This window comes from Halomonas cerina (genome assembly GCF_014192215.1).
Taxonomy (GTDB): Bacteria; Pseudomonadota; Gammaproteobacteria; order Pseudomonadales; family Halomonadaceae; genus Halomonas; species Halomonas cerina.
In genome coordinates this window covers 1-18,009 of the sequence record NZ_JACHXP010000027.1, presented here as the reverse complement: position 1 = coordinate 18,009, position 18,009 = coordinate 1, and the positions used below count along the sequence as shown (strand labels likewise).

At 69.1% G+C, this 18,009-nt stretch carries 17 protein-coding genes; 10 read left to right on the top strand and 7 right to left on the bottom strand.

Translation table 11 applies throughout. The annotated features are described in order from the left end of the window. Positions 1–31 precede the first annotated feature (31 nt). The 5 genes from FHR94_RS18135 (at position 32) to FHR94_RS18115 (ending at position 6,747) form a co-directional block, all read left to right on the top strand. Positions 32–553, top strand: a complete 522-nt coding sequence (locus tag FHR94_RS18135) for a retropepsin-like aspartic protease family protein (RefSeq protein WP_183327936.1) — start codon at positions 32–34, stop codon at positions 551–553. Positions 554–560: 7 nt separating this feature from the next. After that, the gene (locus FHR94_RS18130) at positions 561–1,580 is read left to right on the top strand and encodes a YihY/virulence factor BrkB family protein (RefSeq protein ID WP_183327975.1); all 1,020 of its coding nucleotides are present in this window, start codon (positions 561–563) and stop codon (positions 1,578–1,580) included. Next, positions 1,577–2,620, top strand: a complete 1,044-nt coding sequence (locus FHR94_RS18125; protein WP_183327934.1) for an NAD(P)H-dependent flavin oxidoreductase — start codon at positions 1,577–1,579, stop codon at positions 2,618–2,620. Before FHR94_RS18130 ends, FHR94_RS18125 begins: the two co-directional genes overlap by 4 nt. A gap of 183 nt (positions 2,621–2,803) precedes the next feature. Further along, positions 2,804–4,480 (top strand): VRR-NUC domain-containing protein, encoded by a 1,677-nt coding sequence (locus tag FHR94_RS18120; RefSeq protein ID WP_183327932.1) that lies wholly within the window; start codon positions 2,804–2,806, stop codon positions 4,478–4,480. Further along, entirely contained in the window at positions 4,477–6,747 is a 2,271-nt protein-coding gene (locus FHR94_RS18115) for an ATP-dependent DNA helicase (protein WP_183327930.1), read from the top strand. Before FHR94_RS18120 ends, FHR94_RS18115 begins: the two co-directional genes overlap by 4 nt. Before the next feature lie 8 nt (positions 6,748–6,755). Here FHR94_RS18115 and FHR94_RS18110 read toward each other — a convergent pair whose 3' ends face one another. Next, positions 6,756–8,585, bottom strand: a complete 1,830-nt coding sequence (locus FHR94_RS18110; RefSeq protein ID WP_183327928.1) for a monovalent cation:proton antiporter-2 (CPA2) family protein — start codon at positions 8,583–8,585, stop codon at positions 6,756–6,758. Positions 8,586–8,949: 364 nt separating this feature from the next. Here FHR94_RS18110 and FHR94_RS18105 point away from each other — a divergent pair, with 364 nt between their 5' ends. Continuing rightward, complete coding sequence (locus FHR94_RS18105) at positions 8,950–9,123, top strand: PLDc N-terminal domain-containing protein (protein WP_183327926.1); 174 nt, start codon at positions 8,950–8,952, stop codon at positions 9,121–9,123. Positions 9,124–9,220: 97 nt separating this feature from the next. Here the strand turns inward: FHR94_RS18105 and FHR94_RS18100 are convergent, their stop codons facing one another. Further along, positions 9,221–10,534, bottom strand: coding sequence for a hypothetical protein (locus FHR94_RS18100; protein WP_183327924.1), 1,314 nt, complete (start codon positions 10,532–10,534; stop codon positions 9,221–9,223). A 228-nt stretch (positions 10,535–10,762) separates the two neighbouring features. On the opposite strand from FHR94_RS18100, the gene ligD reads away from it, so the two are divergent. Then, positions 10,763–11,692: a non-homologous end-joining DNA ligase gene (gene ligD, locus FHR94_RS18095; protein WP_183327922.1), complete on the top strand. Its 930-nt coding sequence runs from the start codon at positions 10,763–10,765 to the stop codon at positions 11,690–11,692. Positions 11,693–11,701: 9 nt separating this feature from the next. Here the strand turns inward: ligD and FHR94_RS18090 are convergent, their stop codons facing one another. Beyond that, a complete protein-coding gene (locus FHR94_RS18090; protein ID WP_183327920.1) occupies positions 11,702–11,908 on the bottom strand; it encodes a DUF3565 domain-containing protein in 207 nt (68 codons plus the stop codon). Positions 11,909–11,987: 79 nt separating this feature from the next. Beyond that, on the bottom strand, positions 11,988–12,860 hold the full coding sequence (locus FHR94_RS18085; RefSeq protein WP_183327918.1) for a LysR substrate-binding domain-containing protein: 873 nt from the start codon (positions 12,858–12,860) through the stop codon (positions 11,988–11,990). 100 nt (positions 12,861–12,960) lie between these two features. On the opposite strand from FHR94_RS18085, the gene FHR94_RS18080 reads away from it, so the two are divergent. From FHR94_RS18080 to FHR94_RS18070, 3 genes are all read left to right on the top strand, one after another. Continuing rightward, positions 12,961–13,845 (top strand): DMT family transporter, encoded by an 885-nt coding sequence (locus tag FHR94_RS18080; protein ID WP_183327916.1) that lies wholly within the window; start codon positions 12,961–12,963, stop codon positions 13,843–13,845. Positions 13,846–13,983: 138 nt separating this feature from the next. Then, positions 13,984–14,649, top strand: coding sequence for a rhomboid family intramembrane serine protease (locus FHR94_RS18075; protein WP_221188537.1), 666 nt, complete (start codon positions 13,984–13,986; stop codon positions 14,647–14,649). A gap of 148 nt (positions 14,650–14,797) precedes the next feature. Then, entirely contained in the window at positions 14,798–15,763 is a 966-nt protein-coding gene (locus tag FHR94_RS18070; protein WP_183327914.1) for a zinc-binding metallopeptidase family protein, read from the top strand. Positions 15,764–15,777: 14 nt separating this feature from the next. Here the strand turns inward: FHR94_RS18070 and FHR94_RS18065 are convergent, their stop codons facing one another. From FHR94_RS18065 to FHR94_RS18060, 3 genes are all read right to left on the bottom strand, one after another. Beyond that, positions 15,778–16,392, bottom strand: coding sequence for a DNA polymerase ligase N-terminal domain-containing protein (locus tag FHR94_RS18065; protein WP_183327912.1), 615 nt, complete (start codon positions 16,390–16,392; stop codon positions 15,778–15,780). A gap of 16 nt (positions 16,393–16,408) precedes the next feature. Further along, positions 16,409–16,534: a hypothetical protein gene (locus FHR94_RS19915; protein ID WP_281376082.1), complete on the bottom strand. Its 126-nt coding sequence runs from the start codon at positions 16,532–16,534 to the stop codon at positions 16,409–16,411. Between the two features lie 65 nt (positions 16,535–16,599). After that, positions 16,600–17,856, bottom strand: a complete 1,257-nt coding sequence (locus FHR94_RS18060) for a ribonucleotide-diphosphate reductase subunit beta (protein ID WP_183327910.1) — start codon at positions 17,854–17,856, stop codon at positions 16,600–16,602. Between the last annotated feature and the right edge of the window lie 153 nt (positions 17,857–18,009).

The window sequence follows — 18,009 nt, the reverse complement described above, 5'->3', positions numbered from 1 at the left end:
CTCGGCAGAGCCGGACGAATAAGGAGGGCGGATGGGCGACGAGCGACGCGCCGTGAGGCGCACGGGGCTTGGCATGATGCTGCTCTTCTGGGGGCTGTTCATCGGCCTTGGCACCTGGTGGTTCCAGGGCTTCCTGGCGCAGCGCTGGAACCCCAACGCCCACCTGGTCGAAGCGGTCGCCGGCGAAGAGATCGTGCTCGCGCGCAATGCCGCCGGCCATTTCGTGGCCACCGGACGGCTCAATGGCGTGCCGGTGACGTTCCTGCTCGACACGGGAGCCACCTACGTGGCCGTGTCCGCGCCCCTGGCGACGCGGCTCGGCCTGGAACCTGAGGCCTCGGCCTGGTTCCGGACCGCCAACGGCCGTACCCGCGGCTATCTCACTACCCTGGACGAGGTCAGCCTGGGCGGCGTCACCGCCCGCCAGGTGCGCGGGTCCATCAGCCCCGGGCTTGAGGGCGAGGTCGCCCTGCTGGGCATGAGCTTCCTGGAACGTTTCGATATCGAGATCCGCGACGCGCGCCTGGTGCTGCGCCCGGCGGAGCAACCCTGAGGTGACCATGGTGAAGCCGGAACGCGATCGCCGCGCCCATGATCCCAGGCAGATCCCCGCGACCGGGTGGCTGGATATCGTATGGCGTGTCAAGCAGCAGGTCATCCAGGACTTCGTCGCCATGATGGCCGCCGGGATCGCTTTCAATGCCATGCTGGCGCTCTTTCCGACGATCGCCGCGATCATCTCGATCTGGGCGCTGGTGATGGATCCCCAGGACCTGGCGAGTCAGATCGTGGCTCTCAGCCGCCATCTCCCGCCCGAGGCCTCCACCCTGATCAACGACCAGGCACGCAAGATAGGCGAGACCACGAGCACCGGCCTCAGCCTGACGGCCCTGGGTAGCGTGGTAGTGGCGATGTTCATCGCCTCCAAGGGCGTGCTCTGGATGGTGATCGGGCTGAACGTGGTGTACGGCGAGGAGGACCGTCGGGGGGCACTGCAGCGTGGCTGGATCGTCGCAGCACTGACGCTGGGGCTAATCCTGGTCCTGCTGATCACCATTGTCTTCGTCGCCTTCTTTCCGCTGGCCATCGGCATGCTGGCGCTGGATACGCTGCTGGTGACGGCGATCGTGTGGCTGCGCTGGCCGGTGCTCCTGATGGTGATGATGCTGGTCATCGCCGTCTTCTATCGCTTCGGACCCGACAGGCGGCCGTCGCGCTGGCAGTGGGTCAGCGTTGGTTCCGTCGTCGCGACGCTCCTATGGCTGATCGGTTCTGCCGGCCTGTCGTTCTACTTCGGCAGCGTGATCAACCTGAGTGATATCTATGGTTCACTGGGGGCGGTGGTGATGCTGATGCTGTGGTTCTGGCTCTCGGCTTTCACCGTGTTGCTGGGCGCGGAGTTCAACGCGGAAATGGAGCGCCAGACCTATCGCGATACCACTGTCGGCACGGCCCGCCCGCTGGGGGAGCGAGACGCCTACGCCGCCGATACCCTGGGTCGCAAGTGGCCCTGGCGACAGATAGGCCGCAAGCGCAGCCCCTCCGACCAGGATTCCACCGATCAAGGAGATACCCCATGACACTGGCCGATCGTCTGGGCATCGACCTGCCCATCCTCCAGGCCCCCATGGCGGGCGCCCAGGGCAGCGAGCTGGCCATCGCCGTCTCCCGTGCCGGCGGCCTCGGGGCCCTGCCCTGCGCTATGCTCTCCCCCGAGGCCATGGCGGAGGAACTCGAGACCCTGCGCGCCGCAACCTCGGGGCCAATGAACGTCAACTTCTTCTGCCACACGCCGCCTGCGCCCGACCCCGAGCGGCTGGCGCGCTGGCATGCGGCGCTGGCGCCCTGGTATGTTGAGTTCGGCCTCGACATCGAGGCGGTGCCGGCCGGGGCCGGGCGGCGTCCCTTCGACCATGCGGCTTGCGAGGCCCTCGAGCCCTTCCGTTCGGAGGTGGTGAGCTTCCACTTCGGCCTGCCGGCGCCTGATCTGCTGGCGCGGGTCAAGGCCTGGGGCGCGACGGTGCTCTCCACGGCCACCACGGTGGAGGAGGCGCGCTGGCTAGAGGCCCGCGGCGCCGACGCGGTGATCGCCCAGGGGCTCGAGGCCGGCGGCCATCGCGGGCTCTTCCTGACTGAGGACCTGACCACCCAGATGGGGACCCTGGCGCTGCTGCCCCAGATCCGCCAGGCGGTTGACGTGCCGGTGATCGCCGCCGGCGGCATCGTCGATGCCCGGGGCGTGGCGGCGGCGCTCGCCCTCGGCGCCGAGGCCGTCCAGGTGGGCACCGCCTTCCTCTGTTGTCCGGAATCCCGCGCCTCGGCCATCCATCGCCGGGCGCTGATGAGCGAGGCGGCCCGCCATACGGCCCTGACCAACCTCTACAGCGGCCGCCCGGCCCGGGGTATCGTCACCCGGCTGATGCGCGAGCTGGGGCCGATCAGCGAGGTGGCGCCGGCCTTCCCGCTGGCCACTGCGGCCATCGCCCCGCTGCGGGCCGCCGCCGAGGCGCAAGGGAGTGGCGATTTCTCGCCGCTGTGGGCCGGGCAGAACGCCAGCCGCTGCCGCGAGGTTCCTGCCGCCGAGGTGGTCGCCGATCTCAGTCGAGGCGTAATTGACTGAACATGATTCAGGGCTCCGGGGACAGGTCGAAGAGGAGGTCATTTGCCATGGATGGCAAATGTAGCGCCCAGGGAGGGGTTTACAGCGCCTCCGGAAGGCCGGCCCCGCTCAAAGACCTGTCGACGGCTCTAACTCGCCCCCTGGACAGGTCCCGCCACGGGAGCAGGGTGATATCATGGCGTCATGAACACCGCCGCGCCCGCCCCGGTCACCGCCTCGCTCGACGACCCCTTCTACTATCTGGCGAACTTCCATACCGTGCTGGAGTGGGTGGCCGCGCGTCATGGCGACCTGATGACGGCCGCCGAGCATGACGTCCTCGCCGCCTTCTCGCAGCTGCCTCGTGCCTCCCGGGCGCTGCTGGTGCGCATGGTGATGCGCAAGGGCGAGCACTTCCGGATCTCACGGCTTGGCTACGGCGAGATCGGCGATGCCGAGGCCGCCCTCGGCCCGCTGGTGGCCGCTGGCTGGGTCGATGATGCCCCGGCGCTGTCGGTCGACGAGCTGTTCCGCCAACTGCGTCTGGCCGAGCTGAAGCGAGCCCTGACCGGTGAGATCGTCGCGGCGGGGCTGCCCGCGAGCGTCGCCAAGGGCGCACTGCACGAGACCCTGGCGCCGCGGCTTGGCGAGCCCCGACGACTGGACGAGTGGTGGCCCGAAGCGCCGGATCGCGTGGTGCGTCTCATCCTGATGGACCTCTGCGACCGCCTGCGGCTGATGTTCTTCGGCAACCTGCGCCAGGACTGGGCCGAGTTCGTGCTCGCCGAGTTGGGTCTGCAACGCTTCGAGACGGTGCCTCTCGATGCCGCGTCCCGGGCCTTCCAGCAGCGTGCCGAGGTCGACGCCTACCTGGTCCTGCACCGGCTGCGCGAGCGCCTCGACGCCGGTGAGCGCCCCGCCGTCCTGGCCGACGAGGTGCCGGCCCCGTCCGACAACGCCTGGCTGGCCGCGCGCCGGGCCCGACTGCTGCTGCGCCTGGGCCGCGAGGCCGAGCGGGGTGGCGAGGCGCAGACGGCGCTGTCCTGCTATGCGGCGGCAGGCTTGGGTGAGGCGCGCATCCGCCGGTTGCGACTGCTCGAGCGTCGTGGTGAGCATGCCCTGGCGTATCGGCTGGTCGAGGCGGCCGAGCCGGTGGACGAGGCCGAACGCCAGGCGCTGGCGCGCCTGTTGCCCCGGCTGTGCCGCAAGCTAGGACGGACGTTGCCACTCCGGGCCGTCGAGCCGTCGCCCGAGCGCCTGACGCTGTGCCTGCCGATGACTGCCGGCGGGGTGGAGCGGGCGGTGGCCGAGCATCTGGGGCACGAGGCCGCGCCGGTCTACTACGTGGAAAACACTCTGATCCCCGGGCTCTTCGGCCTGCTGTGCTGGGAGGCGATCTTCGCACCACTGCCCGGCGCCTTCTTCCACCCCTTCCATGCCGGCCCCGCCGACCTCTACCGGGCGGACTTCGTGTCCCGGCGTCGCGAGCGCTTCGACGCCTGCTTGGCCGAACTGGACACCGGCCAGCATGGTAAGACCATCCTCGCCACTTTCCGCGCCAAGCAGGGCCTGGCCTCGCCCTTCGTGCACTGGGGCGCATTGACCGAGCCGTTGCTCGAGCAGGCCCTGGCCGCCATCCCGGCGGCCCACCTGCGGGCCTGCTTCGAGCGGCTGCTGGGAGATATTAAGGCCAACCGCGCCGGCCTGCCGGACCTGATCCAGTTCTTGCCCCTGGCCGGGCCCGACGCGCCCCGCTACCGGCTGATCGAGGTCAAGGGCCCGGGCGACCGGCTGCAGGACAATCAGCGCCGCTGGCTGGCCTTCTTCCAGGCCCACGATATGCCGGTGGCGGTGTGTCATGTCACCTGGGAGACCCCATGAGCGGGGAGGAGGGGACCGCGCCGGGCTATCGTGTCGCCGTCCGCGCCCTGTGCGAGTTCACCGCCCGGGAAGGCGATCTGGATCATCGCTTCACCCCCGCGCCCAGCGCCCGGGAGGGGATCGAGGGCCATGCCCGGGTGCGCAGCCGACGCGGCACGGGCTATGAGGCCGAGCTGGCGCTGTCCGCCACCTTCGAGGGCCTGACGGTGGCCGGCCGCGCCGATGGCTATGATCCGGGCGCCAACCGCCTGGAGGAGATCAAGACCCACCGCGGCAGCCTCGAGCGCATGGCCACCAACCAGCGCGCCCTGCACTGGGCCCAGGTGGAGGTCTACGGCGCCCTGCTGTGCACCGAGCGGGGCCTGGTCACGGTGACCCTGGCACTGGTCTACCTGGAGATCGCCACCGGCCGCGAGACCGTGCTGACCCGCGAGGCCTCGGCGGACGATCTGCAGGCCGGGTTCGAGGCTCACTGCCGGGCCTTCCTGGCCTGGGCCGAACAGGAAAGGGCGCATCGGGCCACCCGCGACGCGGCCCTGACGCGGCTCGCCTTGCCTCACGACGACTTCCGCCCCGGCCAGCGCGAGCTGGCGGAGAATGTCTACAAGGCGGCGAGCACCGGCCGCTGCCTGCTGGCCCAGGCGCCCACCGGCATCGGCAAGACCCTGGGCACGCTCTTCCCGATGCTGGCGGCGATGCCCCGCCAGGGCCTCGATCGCCTGGCCTTCCTGACCATGAAGACCCCGGGGCGGCGTCTGGCGCTGGACGCCCTGGCAACCCTCGGCGCGGCCGACGGCGAGACGCCCCTGCGGGTGCTGGAACTGGTGGCTCGGGACAAGGCCTGCGAGCACCCCGACCGCGCCTGCCACGGCGAGGCCTGCCCGCTGGCCGAGGGTTTCTATGACCGGCTCCCCGCCGCTCGCCGGGCCGCGGTGGCCCGCGGCTGGCTGGATCGGGCGTCGCTGCGCGAGGTGGCGCTTTCGCACGGTGTCTGCCCCTACTACTTGGGCCAAGAGCTGGCCCGCTGGGCCGACGTGCTGGTGGGCGACGTCAACCACTACTTCGACGATGGCGCCCTGATCCATGGCCTGGTGCGGGCCGACGGCTCCCGGCTCGGGGTGCTGGTGGACGAGGCGCATAACCTGGTCGATCGAGCCCGAGGCATGTACAGCGCCGAGCTGGACCAGCGCCGACTCAACCGGCTGCGCAAGGCCGCACCGCCGGCGCTGTCGCGGCCCCTGGGCCGCCTGGCCCGGCACTGGCAGGCGCTAGTGCGAGAGACCGACGACCACGATTGGCAGGCCTTGGAGGAGGTACCCAAGGGGGTGCTCGGTGCCCTACAGCAGGCGGTGGCGGCGATTACCGACTACCTGGGCGAGCATCCGACAGGCGGCGATACCGCGCTGCAGGAGTTCCTGTTCGAGGCGCTGGCCTTCGCCCGGCGCGCCGAGACCTTCGGCGAGCACTCGCTGTGCGAGCTCGAGCGCCCCGGCCGCGGCCGGGCCCGGCTGGCGATCCGCAACCTGGTGCCGGCGGACTTCCTGGCGCCGCGCTTCGCCACCGCGCACTGCGCGGTGCTGTTCTCGGCGACCCTGAGCCCGCCGGCCTATCATCGCGACCTGCTAGGCCTGCCCGGGGATACGGTGGCCCGGCAAGTGGTCGCGCCCTTCGCCGCCGAGCAGCTCGAGGTGCGGCTTCGCACCGACATCTCCACCCGGCTCCCCGACCGCGAGGCCTCGCTCGCCCCCATCGTCGCCGAGCTGGCCGCGCAGTACCGACACCGCCCGGGCCACTATCTGGCCTTCTTCAGCAGCTTCGCCTACCTGGAGGCGGCGCTGGCACACTTCCGCGAGGCCTGGCCGACGATCCCGGTCCGTGCTCAGCATCGCGGCATGGACGAGACCGAGCGGGAGGCCTTCCTGGCCGGCTTCGTGCCCGGCGCGACGGGCATCGCCTTCGCGGTGCTCGGCGGTGCCTTTGCCGAGGGCATCGACCTGCCCGGGGAGCGGCTGGTGGGGGCCTTCGTCGCCACCTTGGGCCTACCGCCCGCAGGTCCCCTCCACGAGGCCCTCAAGGCGCGGCTCGAGGCCCGTTTCGGTCGCGGCCATGATTACGCCTACCGGGTGCCGGGGATGATCAAGGTGGTGCAGGCCGCCGGCCGGGTGATTCGCGGTCCCGAGGACCGCGGCGTGATAGTGCTGATGGACGATCGCTTCGGCCGGGTCGAGAACCGGGCGCTGCTGCCCGACTGGTGGCGGCTCGCCTGAGCCCCGGTTCAGGTGCCTCGGGGCGGTGCCTCCTCGGTCGGCTCGTTCACCGTGGTGGCGATGTCCTCGTCGGCCTCATAGAGCTCCTCCAGCTCCCGGGCCGCCGCCTGGAGGGTCTGGATCTGCTGCTTCTCGTTGCCGAAGGCCTCCAGTTGGCGCAGCAGGGCCCGCTCGTCGTGGGGCCGGAAGGTGTCGATGGTGTGCTGGGCCTGGTCGCGGGGAATGCCCAGCCCCACCAGCACCTCCCGAGTCAGCTCCAGGCTCGCCGGCAGCAGCTCACGGACCAGGTCGGTGACGCCGGCGCGCATCAGCAGTTGGGCATGGTAGCGGTTGCGGGCCCGGGCATAGAGGCGCAGGTGGGGGAAGCGACGCCTGACCCGGTGGACGATGCGCATCGAGGCCTCGATGTCGCCCACCGCCACCACCAGCACCCGGGCCTGATCGGCGCCGGCGGCCTCCAGCAGGTCGAGCCGTGAGGCATCGCCGAAGTAGACCTCGTTGCCATAGCGGCGCACGAATTCCACATGATCGGCGTTGATGTCGAGGACCGTGTAGGGAATCTTCAGGCCCTGCAGGGCGCGGCCCATGATCTGCCCGAAGCGCCCGAAGCCGGCGATGATGATCTGGGGAGCGGTCTCCGGCGGACGGTCGAAGTCTCGCCGGGCCTTGCGGGCCTTGAACAGCGGCCGCACCAGGCGGGCGTGGGCCTGGAAGAGCACCGGGGTGGCGGCCATCGACAGCGAGACCACCAGCACCAGCAGGCCGACCAGCGCCGGGTCCAGCAGGGCGGCGGCGCCGGCCGCGGTAAGCAGCACGAAGCCGAATTCGCCGCCCTGGGAGAGCAGGGCGCCCAGGTTGAGCGACGCCCGCCAGCCCGTGCCGTAGGCCTTGGCCGCGACCACCACGCTCAGCCACTTGGCCACCAGCAGGGCGCCGGTGAGTCCCAGGATCAGGCCGGGGCGCTCCGCCAGCAGGCCGATCTGGGCGGTCATGCCCACCGCCATGAAGAAGAGCCCCAGCAGCAGGCCGCGGAAGGGTTCGATGTCGGCCTCGATGCTGTGGCGGTATTCCGAGTCGGCCAGCAAGACGCCGGCGATGAAGGCGCCCAGCGCCATGGACAGGCCGACCAGCTCCATCAGCAGGGCGGCGCCGATCACCACCAGCAGGGCGGTGCCGGCGAAGACCTCGCGGCTACGGGTGGCCGCCGCAAAGCGGAACAGGGGACGCAGCAGGTAGCGACCGCCGATGATCAGCCCGGCGAAGGCGCCTACCGCCACCAGCAGTTCCTGGAGCAGGGGCATTAGGCCTGCGGCCAGCAGCGAATCGGCCGCCAGCATGGGAATGAGCGCCAGTACCGGGATCGCCGCCAGGTCCTGGAACAGCAGCAGGGCGAAGGCGTAGCGGCCATGACGGCTGGTGAGTTCGCAGCGCTCGCCGAGCAGCTGCAGGACCAGGGGGGTGGAGCATAGCCCCAGGCTGAAGCCCACCACCAGTGCCGCGGTGGGTGACAGGCCCGCCGCCAGGGCCAGACCGGTGAGCAGCCCCGTGGTGACGGCGACCTGCAGGCTACCGAAGCCGAACACCGCCTTGCGCATCAGCTTGAGGCGGCTGGGCTTGAGCTCCAGGCCGATCACGAAGAGCAGGAAGACGATGCCGACCTGGGAGAACTGCAGCACCGCCGCGGCGTCCGGCACCAGACCCAGCACCGAGGGGCCGATCATCACCCCGGCGACCAGGTAGCCCAGTACCTCGCCGAGCCCCAGGCGCTTGATCAGCGGCACGATCAGCACGGCGGCAGCGAGGAAGATCAGGACGTTGTAGAGCAGGTCGATGGCCAAGACAGGGTCCTTCTGGATCGAATCAACACATGGCTCCCGGCGTTCATCATACCGCACTGGGATGCCTGTAATGCCAAGCAAGCATCGGGCCAACTCGCGATATTGAGACGGGTAAGCGGATCGGGCTGCCACGGGCAACCGCGGGACGCCATGACCGGCGCGGACTGCCATGCTGTGAGGATGCATCCCCACGAAGGCGCCGATCGCGACCGGGTGGTCGGCGAGGAGGCATGCGCCCGAGCATCACATCGCGATGGCCTTACATAACGATACGCGTAGGTCTTTGGCGCGGATTCTTGGCTGTGCTATCTCTGTTGAGAGTATTTGTTGAGAGTCTTTTGCCGAACGGACAAGGAGGTGACGGATGGGGCTTGAAGCGATTCTGGGTCTGGTGTGGTTGATCATCGTGATCTGGGCCATCGTCAAGGTCGCCAAGAGTGCGGCCAGTGGACTGGCCAAGCTGCTCTGGATCCTCGCGATCATCATCTTCCCGCTGGTGGGGTTGATCGTCTGGTTCCTGTTCGGCCCCAAGGGGTAGCTGGCGCCCCACCGCGAACGGAGCCATCGGTGTTTCGCACTCGGGCAGGCCGGCTGGCCTGCCCGAGTGCGGTCGGGTCGTCGGGAAGGGTCGCAGACTAGCCGGTCGGCCTTGCCCGCTGGCGGGACAGGGCTTCCAACACGGTCACGCCGAGAAAGCCGGTCAGGGCACCGGTCAGGAAGGCCCCGGCTTCGGAGGCCACCACGGCCGTTGGCAAGGCCAGGTAGCCGACGCCCAGCACGCCGGCCACGTAGGCGATGCTGGCCACCACCACGCCCTCGATCAGGCGTCGCGGCGCCTGGCGCTTGCGGGCTCCCTTGACGAAGCGGCGCGCGAAGCCTCCCAGGGCACCGCCCCCCAGCGCGGCGATGACGGGACCCCAGGGAAAGTGCTGCTCGATGGTCGCCGAACCGCGCATGCCACCGGCGAAGGCGGTGACGGTAATCGGGGCCAGGCCCCGGGAACGCAGGCTGAAGGAGGCGGCAGACGCGTCCGGGGCGAGCTGGAGCCGGCCGGACTCGAGGTGGCCACCGCCATGCAGCGTCACATCGATATCGGTGGGCGACTCGGCGGGGAGAGGCACACCATGGGGCGCCAGCTGCACGATGGTCACTTCCTGCGCCGCTAGCCCCAGCCCCATAAGACTGGATGAGGCCGGTCGGACCGTGAGGCGCGGCAGCGCCTCGATTTCCAAGTCCACATCGGAGAGGGTGGAGCGTACCCGCACGATAGGCGTGGGCGTACGAGGAAGGAAGCGCAGGGAAACGGTCTTCTCGTGCGCCAGCCCCGTCGCCTCGAGTGTCAGGGCCGGCACGGCCTCGAGGGCTTCCAGCCCCGAGAACCCCATCCTGACGGTCACCGGGTGGCTCAGCGGGGCCGCGTTGCGGCGTGAGTCGGGTGAGCGCAGGCCGAAGCTCAGGTCGGTGTGGTAGGCCCGTGTCTCTTCGTGCCAGATGGCCGGGATCGGGCTCGGTGCCAGCGTCAGGCGGATCCAGGAGGCGATCAGCGCCCCACCCTCGCCAGTGACGCTCTTGCCGGTTTCGTCGGTCTGGGCCACGTCGGGCACGACGAGACCCCCGGGCAGCACCAGTCGTTCCTCGGAGCGCAGCGTCAGGGTCTCGACCCGCTCATCCTTGACGACGAAAGGCTGGTGCCGGGAAACGGCGAGGCTGACCTGGTCCGCCTCCTGGCGGGGCTGGGCCTCGCCGGTGATGTCCTGTCCCTGCAGGGTCATGACCCGCAGGGACTCGGCATCCCGTTTCCAGTCGAGCCGCAGGCGTGTGTCCGGGGTATCCTCGCGTGGGGGCGGCTCCGAAGGCGTGGGGGAAGACTGCGACCAAGCGGCCGTCACCAGGGACAGGCACGTGATGAGAAGGAGAAGCCGTCGAAAGGCGTGAAGGTGTCGGCGCATGACGGTGTGCCCTCCTCCGGCCAGGCAGGGCAGGTATCACCGAGATGGCCGGGCCGAAGGTGGATGGAGACCCGCTGGTCCCCAGTATAGTCAAGCGGGCGGCCTGGGTGGCCAGGAGACGCCCCGTGCCACGTCAAGGAACGGCTAGACTGGTCAGCGAGGCCACCTTTATCGAGGGGCCCCGGGAGGTGCACCAGAAACGCAGAGGCGACGGCACGGGGAGACGCGATGAAGATCGACGGCCATTGGATCGAGATCACCAACCGCGACAAGCGGTTCTTCCCCGAGGCCGGCCTGACTAAGGGCGACCTGATCGACTACTATGCCGACGTCGGTGCCACCATGGTGCCGCACCTCGCGCACCATCCGGTCAGCCTGGAGCGCTTCCCCGACGGCCTCGGCGGCGAGGGCTTCTACCAGAAGGATGCCTCGGAGCATTTCCCCGACTGGCTTGGGACGGTGCGCTTCCCTAAGCGTGAGGGCGGCCACTTCATGGCGCCGCGCATCGACAGTCGGGCGGCCCTGGTCTACCTGGCGAACCAGGCCATGATCACGGCCCACTGCTACTTGTCGCCGGCGGACGACCTCGAGCATCCCGACCGGATGATCTTCGACCTGGACCCGCCCGAGGGAACCGAGGATGTCGGCGTGGTGCGCCGGGCCACGCTGGACCTGCGCGCGTTGCTGGACGAGCTGTCGATGACGGCCGGGGTGCAGACGACCGGCTCCCGGGGCTTTCATGTGGTGGTGCCGCTGGACGGCCGCGTGGACTTCGACGCGACCCGAGACGTCGCCCGGGACATCGCTCGGGTGCTGGTCCGCCGCCATGCGGCACGCTATACCCTGGCCCAGCGCAAGGATCAGCGCCGCGGGCGTGTCTTCCTCGATGTGCTACGCAACAGCTACGGGGCCACCGCGGTGGCCCCCTATGCGGTGCGTGCCCGGGAGGGCGCCCCGGTCGCCACGCCGCTGTCCTGGTCGGAGCTCGAGCGGGGTGCCGCCCCGCGGGACTGGACGCTGGGGAACCTGCGCCGCCGCCTCGCCCAGAAGGCGGATCCTTGGGTGGACCTCATGCGTCATCGCCATGCCCTGGACGCGCACCGCGAGACGCTGGCGATCCTGCTGGATCGCGAAGCCCCCGCCGAGGAAGAGGAATGACGCCTCGGTTCAGGGGGCATCCCGGGGCTCGCCCCGTTCGCACTTGAGGCACTCGAGCGCCAGGCCGAGCCGGGAATGCCGGCCCGCCGCGGTGGTCACCCAGGGACGTTCGACCCAGGGCGGCTGGTGGCGCACGTGCTGGTGATGGCCGCAGGCCAGCTTTGCCACCCAGTGGCCCTCCTCGTCGCGGTGGTAGCCGATGATCGGTTGCTGCACGGCCCTCTCCTCGGGTGTCCTCTCGGCCATGGTGCCTCAGGTGAGCCTGGCCATGAAAACGGTAGGGGGCAGCGTATCGTCATGGGGGAGAGGCCGAGGGCGATAGCTGCTCGCGGATCAGGTCGTACAGCCGGGCGGCCGGCGCGGTCGGGCGCCGAGGCGCCCGATGCAGGGCCAGCTCGATACTGGGCAGGGTCGGCAGGCCACTGCTTTCGTCCAGCGCGCGCAGTTCCGCCGTCAGCATGTTGCGGGTGACCACGACCACCGCCAGTCCGGCCGTGACGATCGGCGCCAGGCCGGTCATCGACTGGCTGGAATAGGCTAGTCGCCAGTCGCGTCCGGCCGCCTGCAGGGCATGTTCGGCCACTTCGCGGAAGACGTCGGCGCCGGGGGAGTAAAGCGCCAGGGGCAGCGGGTCCTGCAGCGACGGCTGCTGATGCAGCCCCACCGCCCAGACCAGGGGCTCACGGCGGACTGCCTCGCCCCCGGGCGAGTCTCGCTGTCGCGTCACCAGGGCCAGGTCGAGTTCGCCTTCGCGCACGCGGCGTACCAGGGCAGCGCTGGTGTCGCAGTGCACCTGAAGGCGAACCGCTGGATAGAGTTGGTGGAAGTAAGAGAACACCGAGGGGAGCAGCGAGGCGTAGTCCTCGGGGATGCCCAGGCTCAGGTCCCCCGAGACCGTACTCTCCTGCATGTCACTCCAGGCCTCGTCGTTGAGGGCCAGCAGCCGGCGGGCATGGCCCAGCAGCCGCTCGCCCTCCGGGGTGAAGCGCAGGCGACGACCCTCCCGCTCGTGAAGTCTCATCCCCAGTGCGGTCTCCAGGCGATGGAGCTGCATGCTGACCGTGGACTGGGTATAGGCGAGGCGCTGCGCTGCGCCGGTGACGGTGCCGGTATCGGCGATCGTGACCAGGGTGCGCAGCAGGTTGAGGTCGAGAGTTCTTGGGCGCATACATCACCAATATTGATGATTAATATCATGAAGCATCATTTTTGTGATGATTCTGCCGCGGGTAGCCTGTTCCTGTCATTCATCGGATAAGGGAGGCGACATGCGGTTACCCAGCGCAGGATCCAGGCAAGTCATGGTCGCCGGCGTCGCGCCGGCCTTGGTGGCGGTGGTGCTGTGGAGCCTGGCACCGCTGTTGGTCGACATGGCGAGAAGCATTCCCCCGCTGCGTCTGACGGCCCTGGCCCTGCTGGCCGGTGCCCTGGGGGCCCTGCCGATGAGCGGCCGGACCGGCGGGGCCCAGCCGCCGCTGTGCTGGCGCTGGCGCGTGGGGCTGTTCGGGCTGATGCCGCTGTTGGTGCTGGGCGCCGTGGGCGCCTATCTCGCCGGCCTGGGGATGGCCCCCACCGCCGAGGCGGCGCTGGTCACCTATACCTGGCCGGTAATATTCGTGGTGCTCAGCCAATGGACCCTTCACGGGCGCGTGTCCGGAGCGGTGATCGGCGGGGCGCTCGTGGCCTTTTCCGGCGCGGCGCTGCTGCTGGCGCCTGAGGCAAGCGCGGGCGGGCTGGCCGGCCACCTGCCGGGCTACCTGCTCGCGCTGCTGGCCGGATGCTGCTGGGCGCTGTATTCCTGGCTCGGCCAGGCGGCACCGGTGTCCCTGGCCCCCCTCATGCCACGCCTGTTCCTGCTGGCGAGCCTGGTCGCTGCTGCCGCCAGCCTGATCGTCGAAGGCCGTGCGGTGATGCCTGACGGGACCTCCCTGCTCGCCGGGCTGGCGCTGGGGCTGGGACCCTATGGCCTGGCCATGGTGGCCTGGGATCGGGCACTGCGCCTCGGTCCCAGCGGCCTTGTGGGCAGCCTGGCCTACGGAGTACCGGTGCTCGCCGCCCTCTTCCTGGTGCTGGGCGGCGTTGCCATCCCGGACTGGCGTCTGCCGGCCGCCGCCGCCTTGGTCATCGCCGGCTGCGCCCGGGCGAGTCGCTGACCCCGGTGGTTGCAATGGGTGCCGGACACGAAGGAGCGATAGGCCACAACTGCCGGAGCGTGAAGCAGATGGCGGTTGCGCCGATGCCCTTCGGCCGTCCACCTTGAAGGAGGGAATGGCATCGGAGAGGAGCGACGGATGGGACGGGATTTCGAGCGACTCGATGTTGGTCGGCCGGGCGGGATGTCGGTGGTCACCCTGCTGCTGCTGGCCAACGGCCTGACCTTCCTGGTCGAGCTGGCCATGCCGCGAGTGATGTTCCAGCATTTCGCCCTCTGGCCCCTCGGCGAGGCCCCGGCGACCCTGCCGCTGCCCATCGACATACCGGTGGGCGAGTTCCATCTCTGGCAGTTGCTGAGCTACGCCTTCCTCCACGGCAGCCTCTTCCATCTGTTCATCAACATGTTCGTGCTGTGGATGTTCGGCAGCCCCCTGGAACGCGACTGGGGCAGCCAGCGCTTCGCCGTCTACTACTTCCTGTGCGTGCTGGGGGCGGGGGCGGTGCAATTGCTGGTGGTGTCCACGGGCGATTTCGCCCCCACGGTGGGCGCCTCGGGGGGCGTCTATGCGCTGCTGCTGGCCTTCGGCATGCGCTACCCGAACGAGTATATCCTGCTGCTGATCCCGCCGATCCCCATGAAGGCCAAGTACTTCGTGATCGTCATCGGCCTCATCGAGCTGTGGTCGGGTATCGCCGGTACCCGCCAGGGGGTAGCGCATTTCGCCCACCTGGCGGGGATGGTGGTGGGACTCTTCCTGATGCTGAGCTGGCGGCAGCGGCCGCCACCCTCTCGGCCGGGATAGCGGGGCATCGTCGGCCCGCGCCCCGATCCGGTTGGGGACCAAGCGCAACCGGGCCCCCTGAGCTAGGGTGAGGAGTAGCTACAAGTCGCCTTCATGGCCTTATCTCACGGCTGTTGGGCCCTGTTCGTTCTTTCGGAGTCCCTTTTGCATGCGCGTCTTTTCCAACCCCGTCGGTTCCGGCTCGCTGTGGTTCGATAACCTCGCCACCGCCGACGGCACCCCCGTGGCTTACGACCCGCAGGCGCGGGCGTTCCTGCCCATGCCCCCTTTCTGCATCAACCGAGAGATCATCGGCTGTAACTGGATCGCGCCTGAACAGGGCGCCTTCTGTCGGTCCTGCGCCATGACCGCGCTCGCGCCGGACCCCTCCATCCCCAACGCCATCCCCAACTGGGCGCAGACCGAGGCCGCCAAGCGCTGGGCGCTCGACAATCTCGGCCGCTGGCACTGGTTCCGGCCGGAGGATCCGGGCACGCGCCCCGTGTTCCACATGCTCGCCGAGGGCCCGACACCCGTGCCCATGGGGCATGCCCAGGGCGTGGTGACCATCAGCGTGGCCGAGGCGGACCCGGTCCTGCGCACCGCCCGCCGCCAGGCGCTGGAGGAACCCTACCGCACCATGATCGGCCATATGCGCCACGAGATCGCGCATATGCTGTGGTGGCGGCTCAGCCTGCGCGACGACTTCCTCGACGCCTTTCGCGCCATGTTCGGCGACGAGCGCGCGGATTACCCGACCGCGCTCCAGCGCCACTATCATGAGGGCCCGCCGCCCGACTGGAAGCTACGCTTCCTGACCACCTACGCCTCCGCGCATCCGCATGAGGACTGGGCCGAGACCGCTGCCCATCTGCTGCACCTGACCGATATTACCGACAGCTTCGTCGCGGCGGGCCTCTCCTCGCCGGAGTTGCCGAGTCCTGGGTGGGACCCGTATTCGGAACCGGATGCCGAGCGCCTGATCCATGTCGCGGCCTCCCTCGCCATGGGGGTCAATCACGTCAACCGCTCCATGGGGTTGTCGGACCTCTACCCCTTCGTGCTGTCGGAGGCCGCGCTCCGTAAGCTCGCCTTCGTGCATGATTGGCTGCGCCGGGGGGCCCAGGGACGCTGACAGGTGCCAGGGGATCAGTCATCGCCGTCGCCCTCCTCGGCGGCGATTTCCTCGAGGGTACGGCCGGTGGCGACGGAGGCGGGCTCGGTGGAGACGGGATTGCGCCGGGCATCCGCGGCTTCGTCGTCGATCTTCACCAACAGCCAGTCCTTGCCCTTCGCCAGGCGCGTGTGGATCAGTGCATAGCCGCCGCGCAGCTTCTCGCCCTCTAGCCAGACGGTGACGTGGCCGTCGGCGAGCTGCTCGGCGATCGAGGGCGGGTCGTTGCCTTCCTTCAGATTGCGGTAGTGACCCCGGTCCCAGATCAACACGGTACCGGCGCCGTACTCGCCCGCGGGGATGACGCCCTCGAAGTCGGCATAGGCCAGCGGATGGTCCTCGGTGGGAATGGCCAGGCGCTTGACCCGCGGGTCGGTGGACGGGCCCTTGGGCACCGCCCAGGACTTGAGCACGCCATCGACCTCCAGGCGGAAGTCGTAGTGGAGGGTGGAGGCATCATGCTGCTGGATGACGAAGATCGGCCGGTCGCCACCCTGGCCGCATCGGGCCTTGTCGCCCAGGGGCTCACGGGTGTGACGCGGATCACGCTTCTCGCGGTAGCGTTTCAGGGGGTCGCGGGACGCGGGCATGATGGGCGGCGCCCGACTACCGCCGGGGCGGTGGGGCCTTGTAATGGCCCGGTACCGTCACCCGGTCGCCGCTGGGCAGATCACGGACGTGGGCAGGCACGAAGACCCGAGTGATCACGCTTCTGGGATTGTGCTCGGTCATGGGGGAACCCTCCATGTTATCCCTTGGATGCCAGGCTCCACGTTAGCGCTCCCGGCTCTCGGGAATCAATCCCAGCTCAGTGCGCCACCCACCTGGTACTCGGTGACGCGGGTCTCGAAGAAGTTCTTCTCCTTGCGCAGGTCGATGATCTCGCTCATCCACGGGAAGGGATTCTGGGCGCCGGGGAACTGCTCCTTCAAGCCGATCTGCGCCAGGCGGCGGTTGCAGATGAAGTGCAGGTACTCCTCCATGATCGCCGCGTTCATGCCCAGCACGCCGCGGGGCATGGTGTCCCGGGCGTAGGCGATCTCGAGCTCGGTGCCCTCGAGGATCATCTGGGTACATTCGTCCTGGAACTCGGCCGTCCACAGGTGCGGGTTCTCGATCTTGATCTGGTTGATCATGTCGACGCCGAAGTTCAGGTGCATCGACTCGTCGCGCAGGATGTACTGGAACTGCTCGGCCACCCCGGTCATCTTGTTGCGCCGGCCCATGGAGAGGATCTGGCTGAAGCCGCAGTAGAAGAAGATGCCCTCGGTGACGCAGTAGAAGGCGATCAGGTTGCGCAAGAGCTCTTGGTCGGTCTCCGGGGTGCCGGTGTGGAAGTCCGGACGGGCCAGCGACTGGGTGTGCTTGAGGCTCCAGGCGGACTTGGCGGCGACGGACGGCACCTCGCGGTACATGTTGAAGACCTCGCCCTCGTCCATGCCCAGCGACTCCACGCAGTACTGGTAGGCGTGGGTGTGGATCGCCTCCTCGAAGGCCTGGCGCAGCAGGTACTGGCGGCACTCGGGATTGGTGATCAGGCGATAGAGTGCCAGCACCAGGTTGTTGGCGACCAGCGAGTCGGCGGTAGAGAAGTAGCCGAGGCTGCGCTCGACGATGCGCCGCTCGTCGGCGGTCAGGCCATCCGCGCTCTTCCACAACGCGATGTCGGCGTTCATGTTCACTTCCTGGGGCATCCAGTGGTTGGCGCTGCCGTCCAGGTACTTCTGCCAGGCCCACTCGTACTTGAAGGGCACCAGCTGGTTGAGGTCGGCGCGGGCGTTGATCATCTGCTTGTCGTCGACCTCGATGCGCGCCGCGCCCATCTCCAGCTCTTCCAGGCCGGCGGCCACATCGAGCGCCTCCAGAGACTGCTTGGCCCGGGCCAGGCGGTCCTGGTCGGCGACCTGGTAGACGCCGGCGCTGTCGCGGACCTCGGCGGCGGGCGCCTCGGCCCGGGACGCGGTGGGTTGCGGTGCCGGCGCCGGCTGGGGCACCTCGGCGGTCGCGGTATTGTCATCAATCGCGTCTTCGTGGAACTCGTTCCAGTCAATCATGAGTCGTCCTGTCCTTTGGCTGATGGCGTCAACGCATGACGCGGGTCGCTAGACTTGTTGGCTTCGAGCTTCGAGCTTCGAGCTTCGAGCTTCGAGCTTCGAGCTTCGAGCTTCGAGCTTCGAGCTTCGAGCTTCGAGCTTCGAGCTTCGAGC